Genomic DNA, 16,137 nt, shown 5'->3' with positions numbered 1-16,137 from the left:
AGGACACGGAGCAGAGGACAAGTGGAGAAAGCCGAATAAAAAAGGCCCGACAATCGGGCCTTTTGTTAAAGCAGTACCGGGGCAAGCCCTGTCACACTTTTTTGAAGATCAGCGAACCGTTAGTGCCGCCAAAGCCGAAGGAGTTGCACAGGGTGTACTCCATACCGGAAACCTGACGCGCTTCGTGCGGAACGAAGTCGAGGTCGCAGCCCTCATCCGGGTTGTCGAGGTTGATCGTCGGCGGAACCGCCTGATCGCGCAGCGCCAGGATAGAGTAAATCGACTCTACCGCCCCTGCCGCGCCCAGCAGATGCCCGGTCATGGATTTGGTGGAGCTCACCAGTACGCGGCTCGCCGCATCGCCGAAGACAGACTTAACCGCCTGCGCTTCCGCTTTATCGCCAGCCGGCGTCGAGGTGCCGTGGGCGTTGACGTAGCCGATCTGGCCCGGTTCGATGCCCGCATCGCGAATGGCATTCACCATCGCCAGCGCGGCGCCCGCGCCATCTTCCGGCGGTGACGTCATATGGTAAGCATCGCTGCTCATGCCGAAGCCAACGATCTCGGCGTAGATTTTCGCGCCGCGTTTTTTCGCGTGCTCGTACTCTTCCAGCACCACCATGCCCGCGCCGTCGCCCAGCACGAAGCCGTCGCGATCTTTATCCCACGGACGGCTTGCCGCCTGCGGGTTGTCATTGCGCGTGGAGAGCGCCCGCGCTGCGCCAAAGCCGCCCACGCCAAGCGGGGTACTGGCTTTTTCCGCACCGCCTGCCACCATCGCATCGGCATCGCCATAGGCGATGATGCGCGCAGCCTGACCGATGTTGTGCACGCCTGAAGTACAGGCGGTCGCGATGGAGATACTTGGTCCACGCAGACCAAACATGATGGTCAGATGGCCGGCCACCATGTTAACAATTGTGGAGGGAACGAAGAATGGGCTGATCTTACGCGGTCCGCCGTTGACCAGCGAACTGTGGTTTTCTTCGATCAAGCCGAGACCGCCAATACCAGAGCCGATTGCGGCACCAATACGGGTAGCATTCTCTTCCGTCACTTCAAGGCCAGAATCCTGCATGGCCTGAACGCCAGCGACAATTCCATATTGAATGAAGGCATCCATCTTGCGCTGCTCTTTGCGCGAGATGATGTCATCACAGTTAAAATCCTTTACTAAGCCAGCAAATTTCGTTGCATAGGCGCTAGTATCGAAATGGTCGATCAGGCTGATGCCACTCTGACCGGCAAGGAGAGCTTTCCAGGTAGACTCTACGGTATTGCCGACAGGAGACAACATGCCCAGTCCGGTCACAACTACACGACGCTTAGACACGTTTGTCCTCCAGGGAGGGAAAATAGATTCTTGTGGGACAAATAAAGATAAAACTCAGGCGGTCGAATGACCGCCTGGAGATGTTCACTTACGCCTGGTGGCCGTTGATGTAATCAATGGCAGCCTGAACGGTGGTGATTTTCTCAGCTTCTTCGTCCGGAATCTCAGTATCAAACTCTTCTTCCAGAGCCATTACCAGCTCAACGGTGTCAAGAGAATCAGCGCCCAGGTCTTCAACGAAGGAAGCATTGTTGGTAACTTCTTCCTGCTTAACGCCCAGCTGCTCGCCGATAATTTTCTTAACGCGTTCTTCGATAGTGCTCATACTCTTAAATTTCCTATCAAAACTCGCTTTCGCGATGGTTTTCGTAGTGTATAAAATGTTGAAAAATTTGCAACTAAATCCCGGCAGGTCTTACCACGATTTTGCGCTATTTTGAGGCCGTTTGCCCTAAGAACGCAAATCTTTTCGCACAAAACCGCACAGAGAACCGTGCGAAGTGCGCGGTTCCTGAACGTTTTGCACAAATCTCGGTCAGACCATGTACATTCCGCCGTTGACGTGCAGGGTTTCACCAGTGATGTAACTTGCTTCGTCAGAGGCTAAAAATGCAACCGCGCTGGCGATTTCATTTGGGGTGCCAAGGCGCCCCGCAGGAACTGCCGCCAGCGTACCCGCACGCTGCTCATCGGTCAGCGCACGCGTCATGTCCGTTTCAATAAAGCCCGGAGCAACAACGTTTACAGTAATACCGCGGGACGCAACTTCACGCGCCAGTGATTTACTGAAGCCGATCAGACCCGCTTTCGCCGCAGCGTAGTTGGCCTGACCCGCATTTCCCATGGTACCAACCACAGAACCGATAGTGATAATACGTCCATGACGCTTTTTCATCATAGCGCGCATTACCGCTTTTGACAGACGGAAAACCGATGACAGGTTGGTTTCGATGATATCGTTCCACTCGTCATCTTTCATGCGCATTAACAGGTTGTCGCGAGTGATTCCGGCATTATTCACCAGGATATCCACTTCGCCAAACTCTGCGCGCACATTTTCCAGAACAGATTCAATAGATGCCGGGTCGGTCACATTCAACATCAGACCTTTACCGTTGGCGCCTAAATAGTCGCTGATCGCCTGCGCGCCGCTTTCGCTGGTCGCAGTACCGATAACTTTCGCGCCGCGGGCGACGAGCGTTTCAGCGATGGCGCGGCCAATACCGCGGCTTGCACCGGTAACCAGCGCGATTTTTCCTTCAAAACTCATGGTTTTCCTCTTTTATTGCTCAAGCGCCGCAGACATCGCCGCCGGCTCGTTAAGCGCGGAAGCGGTCAGGGTGTCAACAATACGTTTGGTCAGGCCGGTGAGGACTTTACCCGGGCCAACCTCATACAGATGCGTTACGCCCTGAGCAGCCATAAACTCAACGGTTTTAGTCCACTGAACCGGACTATACAGCTGGCGTACCAGCGCGTCGCGAATGGCGTCCGGCGCGGTTTCGCACTTCACGTCGACGTTATTTACCACCGGGATCGTCGGCGCGTTGAAAGTGATTTTCTGCAGCTCAAGCGCCAGTTTCTCCGCAGCTGGCTTCATCAGCGCACAGTGAGACGGCACGCTCACCGGCAACGGCAGCGCCCGTTTAGCGCCCGCGGCCTTACAGGCGGCGCCTGCGCGTTCAACGGCCTCTTTGTGACCGGCGATAACCACCTGGCCCGGGGAATTGTAGTTCACCGGAGAGACGACCTGCCCTTCGGCCGATTCTTCACAGGCTTTAGCAATAGCCGCGTCGTCCAGACCGATAATCGCTGACATGGCGCCAGTACCTTCCGGTACAGCTTCCTGCATGAATTTGCCGCGCAGTTCAACCAGGCGAACGGCATCAGCGAAAGCGATAACGCCCGCGCAAACCAGCGCGGAGTATTCGCCGAGGCTGTGGCCAGCCAGCAGCGCCGGCGCTTTGCCGCCCTGCTGCTGCCAGACGCGGTACAGCGCCACGGAGGCGGTCAGCAGCGCCGGCTGGGTCTGCCAGGTCTTATTCAGTTCTTCTGCCGGGCCCTGTTGCGTCAGCGCCCACAGATCGTAACCCAACGCTGCGGAAGCTTCACCGAAGGTCTCTTCAATGACCGGCCAGGTCGCCGCCATATCGGCCAGCATGCCTACGGCCTGCGAGCCCTGTCCCGGGAACACAAAAGCAAATTGCGTCATGTTTAAATCCTTATACTAAAAACGAACCAGCGCGGAACCCCAGGTGAAACCGCCACCAAAGGCTTCCAGCAAAATCAGCTGCCCACGTTGAATGCGGCCATCGCGGACGGCCTCATCCAGCGCGCAAGGGACTGACGCCGCGGAGGTGTTGCCATGGCGGTCGAGGGTCACTACGACGTTATCCATCGACATGCCCAGTTTCTTCGCCGTCGCGCTGATGATCCGCAGGTTTGCCTGATGCGGCACCAGCCAGTCCAGCGCAGAACGTTCGAGATTATTCGCGGCCAGCGTCTCATCAACGATGTGCGCTAACTCGGTGACCGCCACTTTGAAGACTTCATTCCCGGCCATCGTCAGATAGATCGGATTTTCCGGATCGACGCGATCGGCGTTCGGCAGGGTCAGCAGTTCGCCATAGCTACCGTCAGCATGCAGATGCGTCGAGATAATGCCAGGCTCTTCGGAGGCGCCCAGCACCACCGCCCCGGCGCCATCGCCGAAAATAATAATCGTCCCGCGATCGGCCGGATCGCAGGTGCGCGCCAGCACATCAGCGCCGACGACCAGCGCATAGTCCACCGCGCCGTTCTTGACATACTGATCGGCGACGCTCAGCGCATAGGTGAAACCGGCGCAGGCGGCCGCGACGTCAAACGCCGGGCAGCCCTTGACGCCCAGCATAGACTGAATCTGGCATGCCGAACTCGGAAACGCGTGCGTGCCGGAGGTGGTCGCAACAATGATCAGACCAATTTGCTCCGCGGAGACGCCCGCCATCGCCAGCGCCTGCTTTGCGGCTTCAAAGCCCATCGTAGCAACTGTTTCATGCGCTGCGGCAATACGACGCTCACGGATACCTGTGCGGGTGACAATCCACTCGTCAGAGGTCTCTACCATTTTTTCCAGGTCGGCGTTTGTACGCACTTGCTCGGGCAGATAGCTGCCGGTACCAATAATCTTCGTATACATGTACGCTCAGTCACTCTTGGGTAATATACCCGCCTCGTTCAACCGCCGCGGCGTCAGTGGTGTCCATTCGTCCCGCTTTGCTATCGGGCGTTCACGTCACTGTCGCTTTCCGGCAGCTCGAAACCAGCTGGGTATAAAGATTCCAGGCGCGCGGCGATCCGTTGAGGAATTTGCCGCTGCACCGCCTGCACTGCCTGCTCTATCGCGACGCTAAAGGCGCGTTGATTGGCAGCACCATGACTCTTGATCACGGAACCGCGCAATCCTAACAGACAGGCGCCATTATACTGGTCGGGGTTGAGGTGACTGAATCGCCTCGCCAGGCTTTTTTGTAACCAACGTTTTAGTAACAGCAGCCACCACGACCGTTTTTTGCCCTCTCCCTGAGATTTCAGCAGTGAAAGGAACATTCTGACAACACCTTCCATGGTTTTTAATGTGACGTTGCCCGTGAATCCATCACAAACCAGCACATCGGTTTTTCCGGTCAACAGTTCATTGGCTTCAAGATAGCCGATGTAGTTGAGGGAAGGCAGCGTTTTGAGCACTACAGCAGCATCGCGGATGCTGCTGAGGCCTTTCATCTCTTCTTCGCCGATGTTCAGCAAGGCGACGCGAGGATTGGCAATGCCGACCACCTCTTCCGCCAGCACTGCCCCCATCACCGCGAACTGCACCAACATCGTGCTGTCGCAATCGACGTTGGCGCCGAGATCCAGCACCACGGTTTTGCCCTTCTGCTGGTGCGGCAGCACCGTCACCAGCGCCGGCCGCTCAATACCTTCAATCGGTTTGAGCAGCAGTTTCGCCAGGCCCATCAGCGCGCCGGTGTTCCCGGCGCTGACGCAGGCTTCCGCCCGCCCTTCTTTCACAAGCTCCAGCGCCACGCGCATTGAGCTTCCGCGACTGCTGCGGATAGCCTGTGCGGGTCGTGCATCACTGGCAATAACTGACTGCGCAGGAATAATCTGCAGACGCGAACGTTGTTCGAAGTCAGCTTTGGCGAGTAATGGCGTGATGGCGTCGGGATCGCCGACTAAAAGAAGTGTGAGTTGCGAATTAGAGTTCAGTGCCTGCAGTGCTGCAGGCACTGTCACGGATGGGCCGAAATCGCCCCCCATGACATCTAACGCCAGGGTTAGACGTGTCAAGGTATCGTCGCTGCCCGGTTCGGTGATTCCCCAGTTGCCCGGGGAGTCCTCACTAAGCTTCATCACGCTGGCACCCGCGAATTTTCACGCTGCAGACGCAACAATCCGGTCATTGACGCCTCTGGTTATCGGGTTAACCGAGTGCCCAGGTACGTACAAACCCGCCATGGCCTGCAACGGGAAATCCTGCGAGTATCGCGTGATTACTTAGCGATAACCTTGCGACCGCGGTAGAAACCGTCGGCAGTGATGTGGTGACGCAGGTGTTTCTCACCAGAAGTTTTGTCTACAGACAGGCTGGTGACTGCGGTCAGCGCGTCATGGGAACGACGCATGCCACGTTTGGAACGGGTTGGTTTATTCTGTTGTACGGCCATGGACCTTACTCCTCAATTACTTACGCTTTAAGCTGGCTAATACGGCAAATGGGTTTGGTTTTTGTGCCTCTTCAGGCAGTTCGCCAAAGACCATGTCCGCGTCGGACACTTCACAGTGTTCAGAATCATGCACCGGAACTACGGGCAGGGAGAGGATAATTTCATCCTCGACCATTGCCTGCAGGTCGATTTCACCGAATTCGTTAACCTCAATCGGCTCATACGCTTCCGGTAGTGCTTCGGCCTGTTCGTCATTTCTGACGGGGCTAAAACAATACGTGGTGTGGACGTGATGGGAGAACGGTTTCCCGCAACGCTGGCATTCGAGGGTTACCGTCACCTTCGCATCGCCTGTAATAACGGCGAGACGCTGGTTATCGATAGCGAACGACATGCTGCATTCCACATCGCTGTCCACGCTGACTACAGAATCGGCTACACGTTCAACCTGATCGCGGGCATAGATGCCTTCGTAATCAAGGCGTTTTTGAGCCGTGCGTACCGGATCAAGAGTCAGGGGTAATTTTACCTTTTGCATAGGGCGCGCATATTAACTTTGTAATGTCATAGAGTCAAAGAAAAAGGCAGCCTCAGGTTGCCTTTTGCCATTTATTCGCACACATTGCGGCGCATAGTTTAAGATGATGCTCTGCGAAGCGCTATATGTGGATGAAAAAATATGTCTCAACTTATCCTGGCGTCAACCTCTCCCTGGCGGCGCATGCTGCTGGAAAAACTGGGGTTACCATTTGAATGTGCGGCGCCTGACGTCGACGAAACGCCCCGCCCTGAAGAATCCGCGCGTCAGCTTGTCACCCGGCTGGCGCAGGCCAAAGCGCAGAGCCTGGCTTCGCGCTACCCTAATCACCTTATTATAGGCTCCGATCAGGTTTGCGTATTGGACGGTGAGATCACCGGCAAACCGCACACCGAGGAAAATGCCCGCAGGCAGTTGAGAAAGGCGAGCGGGTCGATCATTACCTTTTATACCGGGCTCGCGCTGTACAACTCCGCCAGCGGCCATCTGCAAACCGAATGCGAGCCCTTTGACGTCCACTTCCGGCATCTCAGCGATAAAGAGATCGAAGGCTATGTGCGTAAAGAGAACCCGCTGCAGTGCGCCGGGAGTTTTAAGAGCGAGGGGTTAGGTATTACGCTGTTCGAACGGCTGGAAGGCCGCGATCCGAATACGCTGGTCGGTTTACCCTTGATCGCGCTCTGTCAGATGCTGCGCCGCGAAAATTACAACCCGCTGTTAGGCTGAGGTAAAAAAAACGGCGGAACTGATTCCGCCGTTGCACTTATTTGCTCTTCCGTAGCACCTGTAGACAGTGCTTCAGCTGGTTATCCAGCGGCGCCTCAACGCGCATCACCTCCCCGCTCCCTGGGTGGGTAAACTTCAGCGCAGCAGCGTGGAGGAACAGGCGGTTTAAGCCGGTACCAGAGAGTTGCTTGTCAAATTCGCGGTCGCCATAGCGGTCGTCAAAGGCGATAGGATGGCCGGCATACTGGGTATGAACGCGAATCTGATGCGTGCGTCCGGTGACCGGACTGCAGCGCACCAGAGTGGCGAATTCATAACGCTCTTCCACTTTGAAGCGCGTCTCTGACGGCTTGCCTTCCTGACTCACGCGGACGATTCTCTCGCCGCTCTGCAGAATGTTCTTCAACAGCGGGGCCTGCACCACTTTGGTATGCGACTGCCACTGGCCGCGCACCAGCGCCAGATAGTCTTTCTGCATGCCTTTATCACGCAGCTGCTCGTGCAACGAACGCAGCGCCGAGCGCTTTTTCGCCACCAGCAGCACGCCAGAGGTATCGCGGTCGAGCCGATGTACCAGCTCAAGGAAGCGCGCCTCCGGGCGCAGGGCGCGCAGCCCTTCAATCACGCCGAAGCTCAGGCCGCTGCCGCCATGTACCGCGGTACCGGATGGCTTATTGAGGACCAGAATATGATCGTCTTCATAGAGGATCACCTCAGAGAGCGCCGCCACTTTCTGCAGATGCGGCGATACCGCCTCTTCTTCACGTTCCGCCACACGCACCGGCGGGATACGGACTTCATCGCCCGCTTCCAGCTTATACTCCGGCTTCACGCGTTTTTTATTCACCCGCACCTCGCCTTTACGCAGGATGCGATAAATCATGCTCTTCGGTACGCCTTTCAATTGGGTACGCAAAAAGTTGTCGATACGTTGCCCCGCTTCATCAGCAGCAATGGCAACCATTTTTACGGTTGGGGTCTCAGTTTTCATGGTGCGCGATTCTAAATAGCCGGACGCATTAGCGCCACTCATTTTTATATGCTTATATTTATCATTATCCTGTTTTCACGGTTTGCCTGACCGCCATATTGTTTGTTATTAGAACAATCTGTATGGGCAGGTGATAAAACTGTGAGTAACCGGGTGATAAAAGGTGAAAGTCAACTTGCTATAACAAGGTTAGCAATGGAATAATGAGACCGTTTTCCGTATTGCATCTTGTTAGAACAAGACATTAGCGGAATGACCAGTTTTGTCTGACCGATCGCCCACGCAGCAATGGCGTAAGACGTTGTGATCTTTCAGACAGTTAGCGGGCTGCGGGTTGCAGTCCTTACCGGTACAGGCTCTATGGATTTCAAGTCGCAGGAAGGCGTCAACTCCGGGACTCCCGGGAGCTCATCTGGATCCGCTGATCGAGGTGAGCAGGTTAAGCCATCATGCCTGCAACGCGAAAGACGACGAGTATAAATGGAATATTCTCTGGTGATACATCCCAGGCTGTTCCCCTGAATAATTGCGCTGTGTTTCCGTTTGAAACACAGGCGACCGACACTCTGCGCCTCTTAAGCGCGCGACAACCGTGAGGTTGGCGACGTGAACCAGACACGAGGCCATCGGTTTTCCCCCGGAAAGGCATTACTCTGCCCGCAGCTTAGTCGTCAATGTAAGAATAATGAGTAAGTTACGATGAAAAGAATGTTAATCAACGCAACTCAGCAGGAAGAGTTGCGCGTCGCCCTTGTTGATGGGCAGCGCCTGTACGACCTGGATATCGAAAGCCCCGGGCACGAACAGAAAAAAGCGAACATCTACAAAGGCAAAATCACCCGCATTGAACCCAGCCTTGAAGCCGCGTTTGTTGATTACGGCGCCGAGCGTCATGGTTTCCTCCCCCTCAAAGAAATCGCCCGCGAATATTTTCCCGCCAACTACAATGCGCACGGCCGTCCTAATATCAAAGACGTACTGCGTGAAGGTCAGGAAGTTATCGTACAGATTGATAAAGAAGAACGCGGCAACAAAGGCGCTGCGCTCACCACCTTTATCAGCCTGGCGGGCAGCTATCTGGTATTGATGCCGAACAACCCGCGCGCGGGGGGAATTTCCCGCCGTATCGAGGGCGACGACCGTACCGAACTGAAAGAAGCGCTGGCGAGCCTGGAGCTTCCGGACGGCATGGGCCTTATCGTTCGCACCGCTGGCGTCGGCAAATCTGCCGAAGCCCTGCAGTGGGACCTGAGCTTCCGTCTGAAACACTGGGAAGCGATTCAGAAAGCCGCGGAAAGCCGTCCGGCGCCGTTCCTTATCCACCAGGAAAGCAACGTCATTGTCCGCGCCTTCCGTGACTATCTGCGCCAGGATATCGGCGAAATCCTGATCGATAATCCGAAAGTGCTCGAGCTGGCGCGCCAGCATATCGCCGCGCTGGGTCGTCCGGATTTCAGCAGCAAAATCAAACTGTACACCGGTGAAATCCCGCTGTTCAGCCACTACCAGATCGAATCCCAGATTGAATCCGCCTTCCAGCGTGAAGTGCGTCTGCCGTCCGGTGGCTCTATCGTCATCGACAGCACTGAAGCGCTGACCGCGATCGATATCAACTCGGCCCGCGCCACCCGCGGCGGCGATATCGAAGAGACGGCGTTCAACACCAACCTCGAAGCGGCTGACGAGATTGCCCGCCAGCTGCGTCTGCGCGACCTCGGCGGCCTGATCGTTATCGACTTTATCGATATGACCCCGGTTCGCCACCAGCGCGCTGTGGAGAACCGTCTGCGCGAAGCCGTCCGTCAGGACCGGGCGCGCATTCAGATCAGCCATATCTCGCGCTTCGGCCTGCTGGAGATGTCCCGCCAGCGCCTGAGCCCGTCGCTGGGCGAATCCAGCCACCACGTCTGCCCGCGCTGCTCCGGCACCGGCACCGTGCGTGATAACGAATCGCTGTCGCTCTCTATTCTGCGTCTGATTGAAGAAGAAGCGCTGAAAGAGAACACCAAAGAAGTACACGCCATCGTTCCGGTACCGATCGCCTCCTATCTGCTGAACGAAAAACGTGCCGCGGTGAGCGCTATCGAATCCCGTCAGGGCGATGTGCGCGTGATTATCGTGCCAAACGACGAAATGCAGACGCCGCACTACTCCGTCCTGCGCGTGCGCAAAGGTGAAGAGACCTCAACGCTGAGCTACCTGCTGCCGAAGCTGCATGAAGAAGAGATGGCGCTGCCGGGCGACGATGAGCCGGCAGAACGGAAACGTCCGGAACAGCCGGCCCTGGCCGCTTTTGTCATGCCTGACGCGCCGCCGGCCCCGATGCTTGAAGAGCCTGTCGCCGCACCTGTCGCCGCAGCGGCACCGGTCGCGGCCGCCGCACCGGCGCAGCCTGGCCTGCTCTCACGCTTCTTCAGCGCGCTGAAGAATATCTTCTCTGGCGCCGAAGAGGCCAAACCGGCTGAGGTTAAGGTCGAGAAGAAAGCGGAAGAAAAACCGGAGCGTCAGCAGGAGCGCCGTAAACCGCGCGCCAACAACCGCCGCGATCGCAACGACCGCCGTGAAAACCGCGACAATCGTGACAACCGCGATAACCGTGACAATCGTGACACTCGTGCGGACAATGCCGAGGGCCGTGAACCGCGCGAATCGCGTGAAGAGAACCGTCGCTACCGTCGTGAGAAGCCGTCGCAGAATGTGGAAGCCCGTGATGTTCGCCAGACCTCAGGCGACGACGCGGAGAAAGCGAAATCTCGTGACGAGCAGCAGCCGCGCCGCGAACGCACCCGCCGCCGCAATGACGACAAACGTCAGGCGCAGCAGGAAGCCAAAGCGCAGACTCGCGAAGAGCCGGTAGCGCAGGAGACGGAGCAGGAAGAGCGTGTGCAGACCCTGCCGCGTCGTAAACCGCGCCAGCTGGCGCAGAAAGTACGCGTTGAGTCCGCTGTCGTTGAGCAGGTTGCCGAGATCGTGCCAGAAGCCGTAGTGGCGGAAGTTATCGCTCCGCGCAGCGAGCCGGTGAAAGCCGAGCTGCCAGCAGTAGTGGAGAGCGTGGCGGACCAGGACGAAAATGGCGAATCCCGTGAAGCGAACGGTATGCCGCGTCGCTCACGTCGTTCCCCGCGTCACCTGCGCGTTAGCGGTCAGCGTCGTCGTCGCTATCGTGACGAACGCTATCCGACCCAGTCGCCAATGCCGCTGACCGTGGCCTGCGCATCGCCGGAGATGGCTTCCGGTAAAGTCTGGATCCGCTACCCGGTGGTTCGTCCGCAGGATCAGCAGCCGGAAGAGGTTCAGGTTCAGAACGACAACGTCGTGGAAACCGTCGCGGCCCCGGTTGCCGTCGTTGAAACCGTTACCGCTGCGCCGGTCACCGTCGAGCCGGCTACCATGGAGCCGGTTACCGCTGAGCCTGTGGTCGTCGAGCCGGTCGTAGCCGCCGAGCCGGTGGTGGTTGATGCTGCGGAAGGTGTCGCGCCAGCAGCCGTCGAGCCAGCGCCGCAGGAGCTGGTCACCGAAGCGCCGGCTGTCGAAGCGCCTCAGGCTATCGCGCCAGCGACGCTCGACGCCGAGCCGGTGGTGGTAGAACCTGAAGTGGTGGAAACGGCGCCTGTCGTTGAAGCGCCAGTGGAAACCATCGCGCCGGCGGCGGAAACCGCAGTTGAAGCACCGGTTGTCGAAGCCGCGCCTGTCGAGTCGGTCAAAGTCGAGCCTCCGGTGAGCAAGCCGGTAGTGGTGGCGGGTCATCGCCATGCCACCGCGCCAATGACCCGTGCGCCAGCGCCGGACTATGTCCCGGAAGCGCCGCGCCACAGCACCTGGGTGCGCCCGCCATTCGCTTTTGAAGGCAAAGGCGCCGCCGGCGGTCATAGCGCCACCCATAAAGCCACCGCTGAACCGACCCGCCCACAGCCCGTCGAGTAAGCGTGCTAAATAAAAAACCGGCCTCCTGGCCGGTTTTTTTATGCGCTTTGCGGAGGCTGCATGCCGGCGAGGTCCGGCATGATCTCCCGCATCAGGTCGAGGAATTTACGCAGCCGCGTCGGATAATAGCGCGCCCAGGGATAGACCAGGTGGACCGGCAGCGAGGCGGGACGCCACTGCGGGAACAGCTCTGTCAACCTTCCGGCAGCAAGATCCTCCGCCACGGCCCAGCTGGACACCATCGCCACCCCCAGCCCCGCCAGCGCAGTGTTACGCGCGACGTAAAGGCTGTCGGTGCTCAGACAGGGGGTGATCGCCGTGGAGACGAGCTGCCCGCTGACCTGATGTCGGAGCCGCACCTCATGCTGATAAAAGGTGTTAATGGCGATCCACGGCAGGCCGGATAACGCCTCCAGCGAGGTTAACGGTGGGTGCTTCGCCAGCAGTTCAGGGGAGGCCACCACGCAGCGCGGCACTTCTGCCAGCAGCACGGAGACCGTGGCCGGATCCACCTCCGCCCCCACGCGGATGGCGCAGTCGATATTATCGCTGAGAAAGTCGACAGTATTATCATTCAGCATCCACTCCACCGACAGTTGCGGGTGGCGCTGGAGAAAGGCGACCAGCGGCCCCAGCAGCTGCTGCTGGCCAAAAGCGTGCGGCGCCCTCACCCGCAGCACCCCCACCGGCCGATCGTCGGCAATACGCAGGTCATCTTCCAGCGCCAGCCAGGCATCCACCAGCTGGCGGGCGTGACGGTAGCAACGTTCGCCATCGTCAGTGAGCTTCATCGCATGGGTGGTACGCAGGATCAGCTTGACTCCCAGCAGCCCTTCAAGGGACTGCAGGCGGCGGCTGACGGTCGCCTGGGTGGTCTCCATCTGCCCCGCCGCGGCGGAGAGCGACCCTGCCTCTATAATACGAATATAGGTACGCATCAGCTCAATGCGATCTATACGCTCCTGTCTTTTCATTTTTCTTTTGCCTATACGTGCTACGTATAACCGTTTTACCACCAGCCCGGCTACCACGCCAGCCGCATTCAGGGAAAAATAGCCCCATCGCATTCACGAGGTATTGATCATGACACCGACTTCCCTTTCCACCCGCGACGCAGGCTGGATTATCTTCATTCTCGCGCTCGGCGCCGGCTTTAGCGTCGCCTCTATCTACTACGCGCAGCCGCTGCTGCCGTTGATGGGCGCCAATCTCCACCTGACGGTAGAAGGTATGGGTCTGGTCCCTACTCTGACGCAGGCGGGTTATGCGCTCGGCATTCTGTTCCTGCTCCCGCTCGGCGACCGCCACGATCGCCGCCGGCTGATTTTGGTGAAAAGCGCGCTGCTGGCGCTCCTGCTGCTCCTGTGCAGCCTCACCGGCCAGCTCAGCTCACTGCTGGTGGTCAGTCTGCTGATCGGTATGGCGGCGACCATGGCGCAGGATATCGTCCCTGCGGCGGCGATCCTCGCCCCGGCGGGCAAGCAGGGCAAAATGGTGGGCACGGTGATGACCGGGCTGCTGCTGGGGATCCTGCTTTCCCGGACGGTCAGCGGCGTGGTGGGCGCAGTGTTCGGCTGGCGGGTGATGTATCAGGCGGCGGCGGTCAGCGTGGCGCTGATTGGCCTGGTGATGTGGCGGGTGCTGCCGCGCTTCGCCATTCACTCGACGCTGAGCTATCCGCAGCTGATGGCCTCAATGGCGCATCTGTGGCAGCGCTACCCGGCGCTACGCCGCGCTGCGCTGGCTCAGGGGGCGCTCTCTGTCGCCTTCAGCGCCTTCTGGTCGACGCTGGCGGTGATGCTCTCCGAACACTATCACATGGGCAGTGCGGTAGCGGGCGGCTTTGGTATCGCCGGGGCTGCCGGGGCGCTGGCCGCGCCGCTGGCCGGCGGACTGGCCGATAAATTTGGCGCCGGTAAAGTGACTCAAATGGGGGCGGCGCTGGTCACCGTCTCCTTCGCCCTGATGTTTATACTGCCGCTGCTGCCACTGCATGGCCAGCTGGCGCTGATTGCCCTGTCGGCGATTGGCTTCGACCTTGGCCTGCAGTCAAGCCTGGTGGCGCATCAGAACCTGGTGTATGGCCTCGAGCCGCAGGCCCGCGGCCGCCTTAACGCCCTGCTGTTTACCGTGGTCTTCATCGGGATGTCGCTGGGGTCGGTGCTGGGCAGCAAGCTGTACGTGCTGGCTGGCTGGAACGGGGTGATTACCCTGGCGGTGGTCAGCGGGGCGATCGCCCTGGCAATCCGCCTGCTGGAGAATGCCCGTATCGTCGCTGCCGAACGCCGCGCATCATAAAAAAACCCGCTTCGCCTGAGGCGAAGCGGGTTCATCCATTCCCGCACAACCGCTTACGCTGTACGTCGGGCAAACTCTTTCACGCGGAAGCCCAACAGCAGCAGTGTGGCGAAATAGGCCACCACCCCGGCGACAACCACCACCAGCAGGCGCATCAGACGGAACGGCATCGTCCCCAGCGACCACTCCGGCATGATATGCATGACGCCCAGCAGCGCCGCAGCCATAACCAGCACCGCAGCAATCAGACGCAGCAGGAAGGCCAGCCAGCCCGGTTGCGGGGTAAAAATCTTCTGTTTACGCAACTGCCAGTAAAGCAGCGCGGCGTTCAGGCAGGCCGCCAGGCCAATGGACAGCGACAGACCCGCATGCTTCAGCGGGCCGATAAACGCCAGGTTCATCACCTGGGTCATAATCAGGGTGACAATGGCAATCTTGACCGGGGTCTTGATGTCCTGGCGGGAATAGAAGCCCGGCGCCAGCACCTTCACCACGATAAGCCCCATTAGTCCCACGGAATAGGCCACCAGCGCGCGCTGGGTCATTGCCGCATCAAAAGCGCTAAATTTGCCGTACTGGAACAGGGCCACGGTCAGCGGTTTGGCGAGGATCCCCAGCGCCACCGCGCTCGGCAGCGCCAGCAGGAAGCAGAGACGCAGCCCCCAGTCCATCAGCCGGCAATACTCGTCATGATTACCGCTGGCGAAGCTTTTTGACAGCGATGGCAGCAGGATAGTGCCGAGCGCCACTCCCAGGACACCGGACGGAAACTCCATCAGACGGTCGGCGTAGTACATCCAAGACACCGATCCCGACACGAGAAACGAAGCGAAGATGGTATTGATAATAAGGGAGATCTGGCTTACCGACACGCCAAGGATCGCCGGCCCCATCTGCTTCACCACCCGCATCGCGCCGGCATCTTTCAGATTGATGCGCGGCAGGACCAGCATGCCAATTTTCTTCAGGTGCGGCAGCTGGTAGGCCAGCTGTAGCACGCCGCCGACCGTGACCGCCCAGGCCAGGGCCAGCACCGGCGGATGAAAGTACGGTGCGGCAAACAGCGCAAAGCCAATCATGCTGACGTTGAGGAACGTCGGCGCAAAGGCCGGCACCGAGAAGCGGTTCCATGTATTAAGGATCGCCCCCACCAGCGAGGCGAGGGAGATCAGCAAAATATAGGGGAAGGTAATGCGCAGCAATTGGGTAGTCAGCGCAAATTTATCGGCGGTATCAGCAAAACCGGGGGCGGTGATGGTGATCACCCACGGCGCCGCCAGCATCCCGATAACGGTGACGATCGCCAGGGCCAGGGTCAGCAATCCGGAGACATACGAGACAAACACCCGGGTGGCATCTTCGCCCTGCTTGCTTTTATATTCGGCAAGGATCGGTACAAACGCCTGAGAGAAGGCGCCTTCGGCAAAAATACGCCGCAGCAGATTAGGCAGTTTAAAGGCGACGAAAAAGGCGTCGGTCGCCATCCCGGCGCCAAAAATGCGCGCCACAATCGCATCGCGGGCAAAGCCCAGCACGCGCGAAAACATGGTCATCGAACTGACGGCCGCCAGTGATTTTAAAAGGTTCATTACGCTGTTATTCCAAACCCTGGAGTAAA

General features: G+C 58.5%; 14 protein-coding genes. 3 read left to right on the top strand and 11 right to left on the bottom strand.

Annotated features, from left to right (window positions below):
* Nucleotides 1-91: 91 nt before the first annotated feature.
* From fabF to yceD, 8 genes are all read right to left on the bottom strand, one after another.
* A complete protein-coding gene (gene fabF, locus ABLU50_RS18430; protein WP_002900666.1) occupies nucleotides 92-1,333 on the bottom strand; it encodes a beta-ketoacyl-ACP synthase II in 1,242 nt (413 codons plus the stop codon).
* 88 nt (nucleotides 1,334-1,421) lie between these two features.
* On the bottom strand, nucleotides 1,422-1,658 hold the full coding sequence (acpP, locus tag ABLU50_RS18425) for an acyl carrier protein (RefSeq protein ID WP_000103754.1): 237 nt from the start codon (nucleotides 1,656-1,658) through the stop codon (nucleotides 1,422-1,424).
* Between the two features lie 210 nt (nucleotides 1,659-1,868).
* Nucleotides 1,869-2,603 carry a 3-oxoacyl-ACP reductase FabG gene (gene fabG / locus ABLU50_RS18420; protein ID WP_002899294.1) on the bottom strand — a complete coding sequence of 245 codons (735 nt, stop codon included), beginning with the start codon at nucleotides 2,601-2,603 and terminating at the stop codon, nucleotides 1,869-1,871.
* A 12-nt stretch (nucleotides 2,604-2,615) separates the two neighbouring features.
* A complete protein-coding gene (gene fabD / locus ABLU50_RS18415; RefSeq protein WP_004204563.1) occupies nucleotides 2,616-3,545 on the bottom strand; it encodes an ACP S-malonyltransferase in 930 nt (309 codons plus the stop codon).
* 15 nt (nucleotides 3,546-3,560) lie between these two features.
* On the bottom strand, nucleotides 3,561-4,514 hold the full coding sequence (locus ABLU50_RS18410) for a beta-ketoacyl-ACP synthase III (protein WP_002899288.1): 954 nt from the start codon (nucleotides 4,512-4,514) through the stop codon (nucleotides 3,561-3,563).
* Between the two features lie 80 nt (nucleotides 4,515-4,594).
* A complete protein-coding gene (plsX, locus tag ABLU50_RS18405; protein WP_201757506.1) occupies nucleotides 4,595-5,665 on the bottom strand; it encodes a phosphate acyltransferase PlsX in 1,071 nt (356 codons plus the stop codon).
* Between the two features lie 203 nt (nucleotides 5,666-5,868).
* Entirely contained in the window at nucleotides 5,869-6,042 is a 174-nt protein-coding gene (rpmF, locus tag ABLU50_RS18400) for a 50S ribosomal protein L32 (RefSeq protein ID WP_000290724.1), read from the bottom strand.
* Nucleotides 6,043-6,058: 16 nt separating this feature from the next.
* On the bottom strand, nucleotides 6,059-6,580 hold the full coding sequence (yceD, locus tag ABLU50_RS18395) for a 23S rRNA accumulation protein YceD (protein WP_017900733.1): 522 nt from the start codon (nucleotides 6,578-6,580) through the stop codon (nucleotides 6,059-6,061).
* Nucleotides 6,581-6,721: 141 nt separating this feature from the next.
* On the opposite strand from yceD, the gene ABLU50_RS18390 reads away from it, so the two are divergent.
* On the top strand, nucleotides 6,722-7,306 hold the full coding sequence (locus ABLU50_RS18390; RefSeq protein WP_004204559.1) for a nucleoside triphosphate pyrophosphatase: 585 nt from the start codon (nucleotides 6,722-6,724) through the stop codon (nucleotides 7,304-7,306).
* 37 nt (nucleotides 7,307-7,343) lie between these two features.
* Here ABLU50_RS18390 and rluC read toward each other — a convergent pair whose 3' ends face one another.
* A complete protein-coding gene (gene rluC, locus ABLU50_RS18385) occupies nucleotides 7,344-8,297 on the bottom strand; it encodes a 23S rRNA pseudouridine(955/2504/2580) synthase RluC (protein ID WP_012542245.1) in 954 nt (317 codons plus the stop codon).
* A gap of 699 nt (nucleotides 8,298-8,996) precedes the next feature.
* Here rluC and rne point away from each other — a divergent pair.
* Nucleotides 8,997-12,221, top strand: a complete 3,225-nt coding sequence (gene rne / locus ABLU50_RS18380; RefSeq protein ID WP_323083911.1) for a ribonuclease E — start codon at nucleotides 8,997-8,999, stop codon at nucleotides 12,219-12,221.
* A gap of 38 nt (nucleotides 12,222-12,259) precedes the next feature.
* Here rne and ABLU50_RS18375 read toward each other — a convergent pair whose 3' ends face one another.
* Nucleotides 12,260-13,288 (bottom strand): LysR family transcriptional regulator, encoded by a 1,029-nt coding sequence (locus ABLU50_RS18375; protein WP_186600114.1) that lies wholly within the window; start codon nucleotides 13,286-13,288, stop codon nucleotides 12,260-12,262.
* 16 nt (nucleotides 13,289-13,304) lie between these two features.
* Here ABLU50_RS18375 and ABLU50_RS18370 point away from each other — a divergent pair, with 16 nt between their 5' ends.
* A complete protein-coding gene (locus ABLU50_RS18370) occupies nucleotides 13,305-14,519 on the top strand; it encodes an MFS transporter (protein WP_087832955.1) in 1,215 nt (404 codons plus the stop codon).
* A gap of 53 nt (nucleotides 14,520-14,572) precedes the next feature.
* On the opposite strand, the gene murJ is transcribed toward ABLU50_RS18370, so the two are convergent.
* Entirely contained in the window at nucleotides 14,573-16,108 is a 1,536-nt protein-coding gene (gene murJ / locus ABLU50_RS18365) for a murein biosynthesis integral membrane protein MurJ (protein WP_004204551.1), read from the bottom strand.
* Between the last annotated feature and the right edge of the window lie 29 nt (nucleotides 16,109-16,137).

Origin of the sequence: Klebsiella sp. GG_Kp173, from assembly GCF_040062415.1 — a bacterium.
GTDB lineage: Bacteria > Pseudomonadota > Gammaproteobacteria > Enterobacterales > Enterobacteriaceae > Klebsiella > Klebsiella quasipneumoniae.
This window is presented reverse-complemented; position numbering and strand designations above follow the sequence as displayed.

What these genes read in the sequence shown, in the direction of transcription:
- acpP (WP_000103754.1), bottom strand. Translation starts at nt 1,658, where the DNA reads ATGAGCACTATCGAAGAACGCGTTAAGAAAATTATCGGCGAGCAGCTG.
- fabG (WP_002899294.1), bottom strand. Translation starts at nt 2,603, where the DNA reads ATGAGTTTTGAAGGAAAAATCGCGCTGGTTACCGGTGCAAGCCGCGGT.
- fabD (WP_004204563.1), bottom strand. Translation starts at nt 3,545, where the DNA reads ATGACGCAATTTGCTTTTGTGTTCCCGGGACAGGGCTCGCAGGCCGTA.
- ABLU50_RS18410 (WP_002899288.1), bottom strand. Translation starts at nt 4,514, where the DNA reads ATGTATACGAAGATTATTGGTACCGGCAGCTATCTGCCCGAGCAAGTG.
- rpmF (WP_000290724.1), bottom strand. Translation starts at nt 6,042, where the DNA reads ATGGCCGTACAACAGAATAAACCAACCCGTTCCAAACGTGGCATGCGT.
- yceD (WP_017900733.1), bottom strand. Translation starts at nt 6,580, where the DNA reads ATGCAAAAGGTAAAATTACCCCTGACTCTTGATCCGGTACGCACGGCT.
- ABLU50_RS18390 (WP_004204559.1), top strand. Translation starts at nt 6,722, where the DNA reads ATGTCTCAACTTATCCTGGCGTCAACCTCTCCCTGGCGGCGCATGCTG.
- rluC (WP_012542245.1), bottom strand. Translation starts at nt 8,297, where the DNA reads ATGAAAACTGAGACCCCAACCGTAAAAATGGTTGCCATTGCTGCTGAT.
- rne (WP_323083911.1), top strand. Translation starts at nt 8,997, where the DNA reads ATGAAAAGAATGTTAATCAACGCAACTCAGCAGGAAGAGTTGCGCGTC.
- ABLU50_RS18375 (WP_186600114.1), bottom strand. Translation starts at nt 13,288, where the DNA reads ATGCGATGGGGCTATTTTTCCCTGAATGCGGCTGGCGTGGTAGCCGGG.
- ABLU50_RS18370 (WP_087832955.1), top strand. Translation starts at nt 13,305, where the DNA reads ATGACACCGACTTCCCTTTCCACCCGCGACGCAGGCTGGATTATCTTC.
- murJ (WP_004204551.1), bottom strand. Translation starts at nt 16,108, where the DNA reads ATGAACCTTTTAAAATCACTGGCGGCCGTCAGTTCGATGACCATGTTT.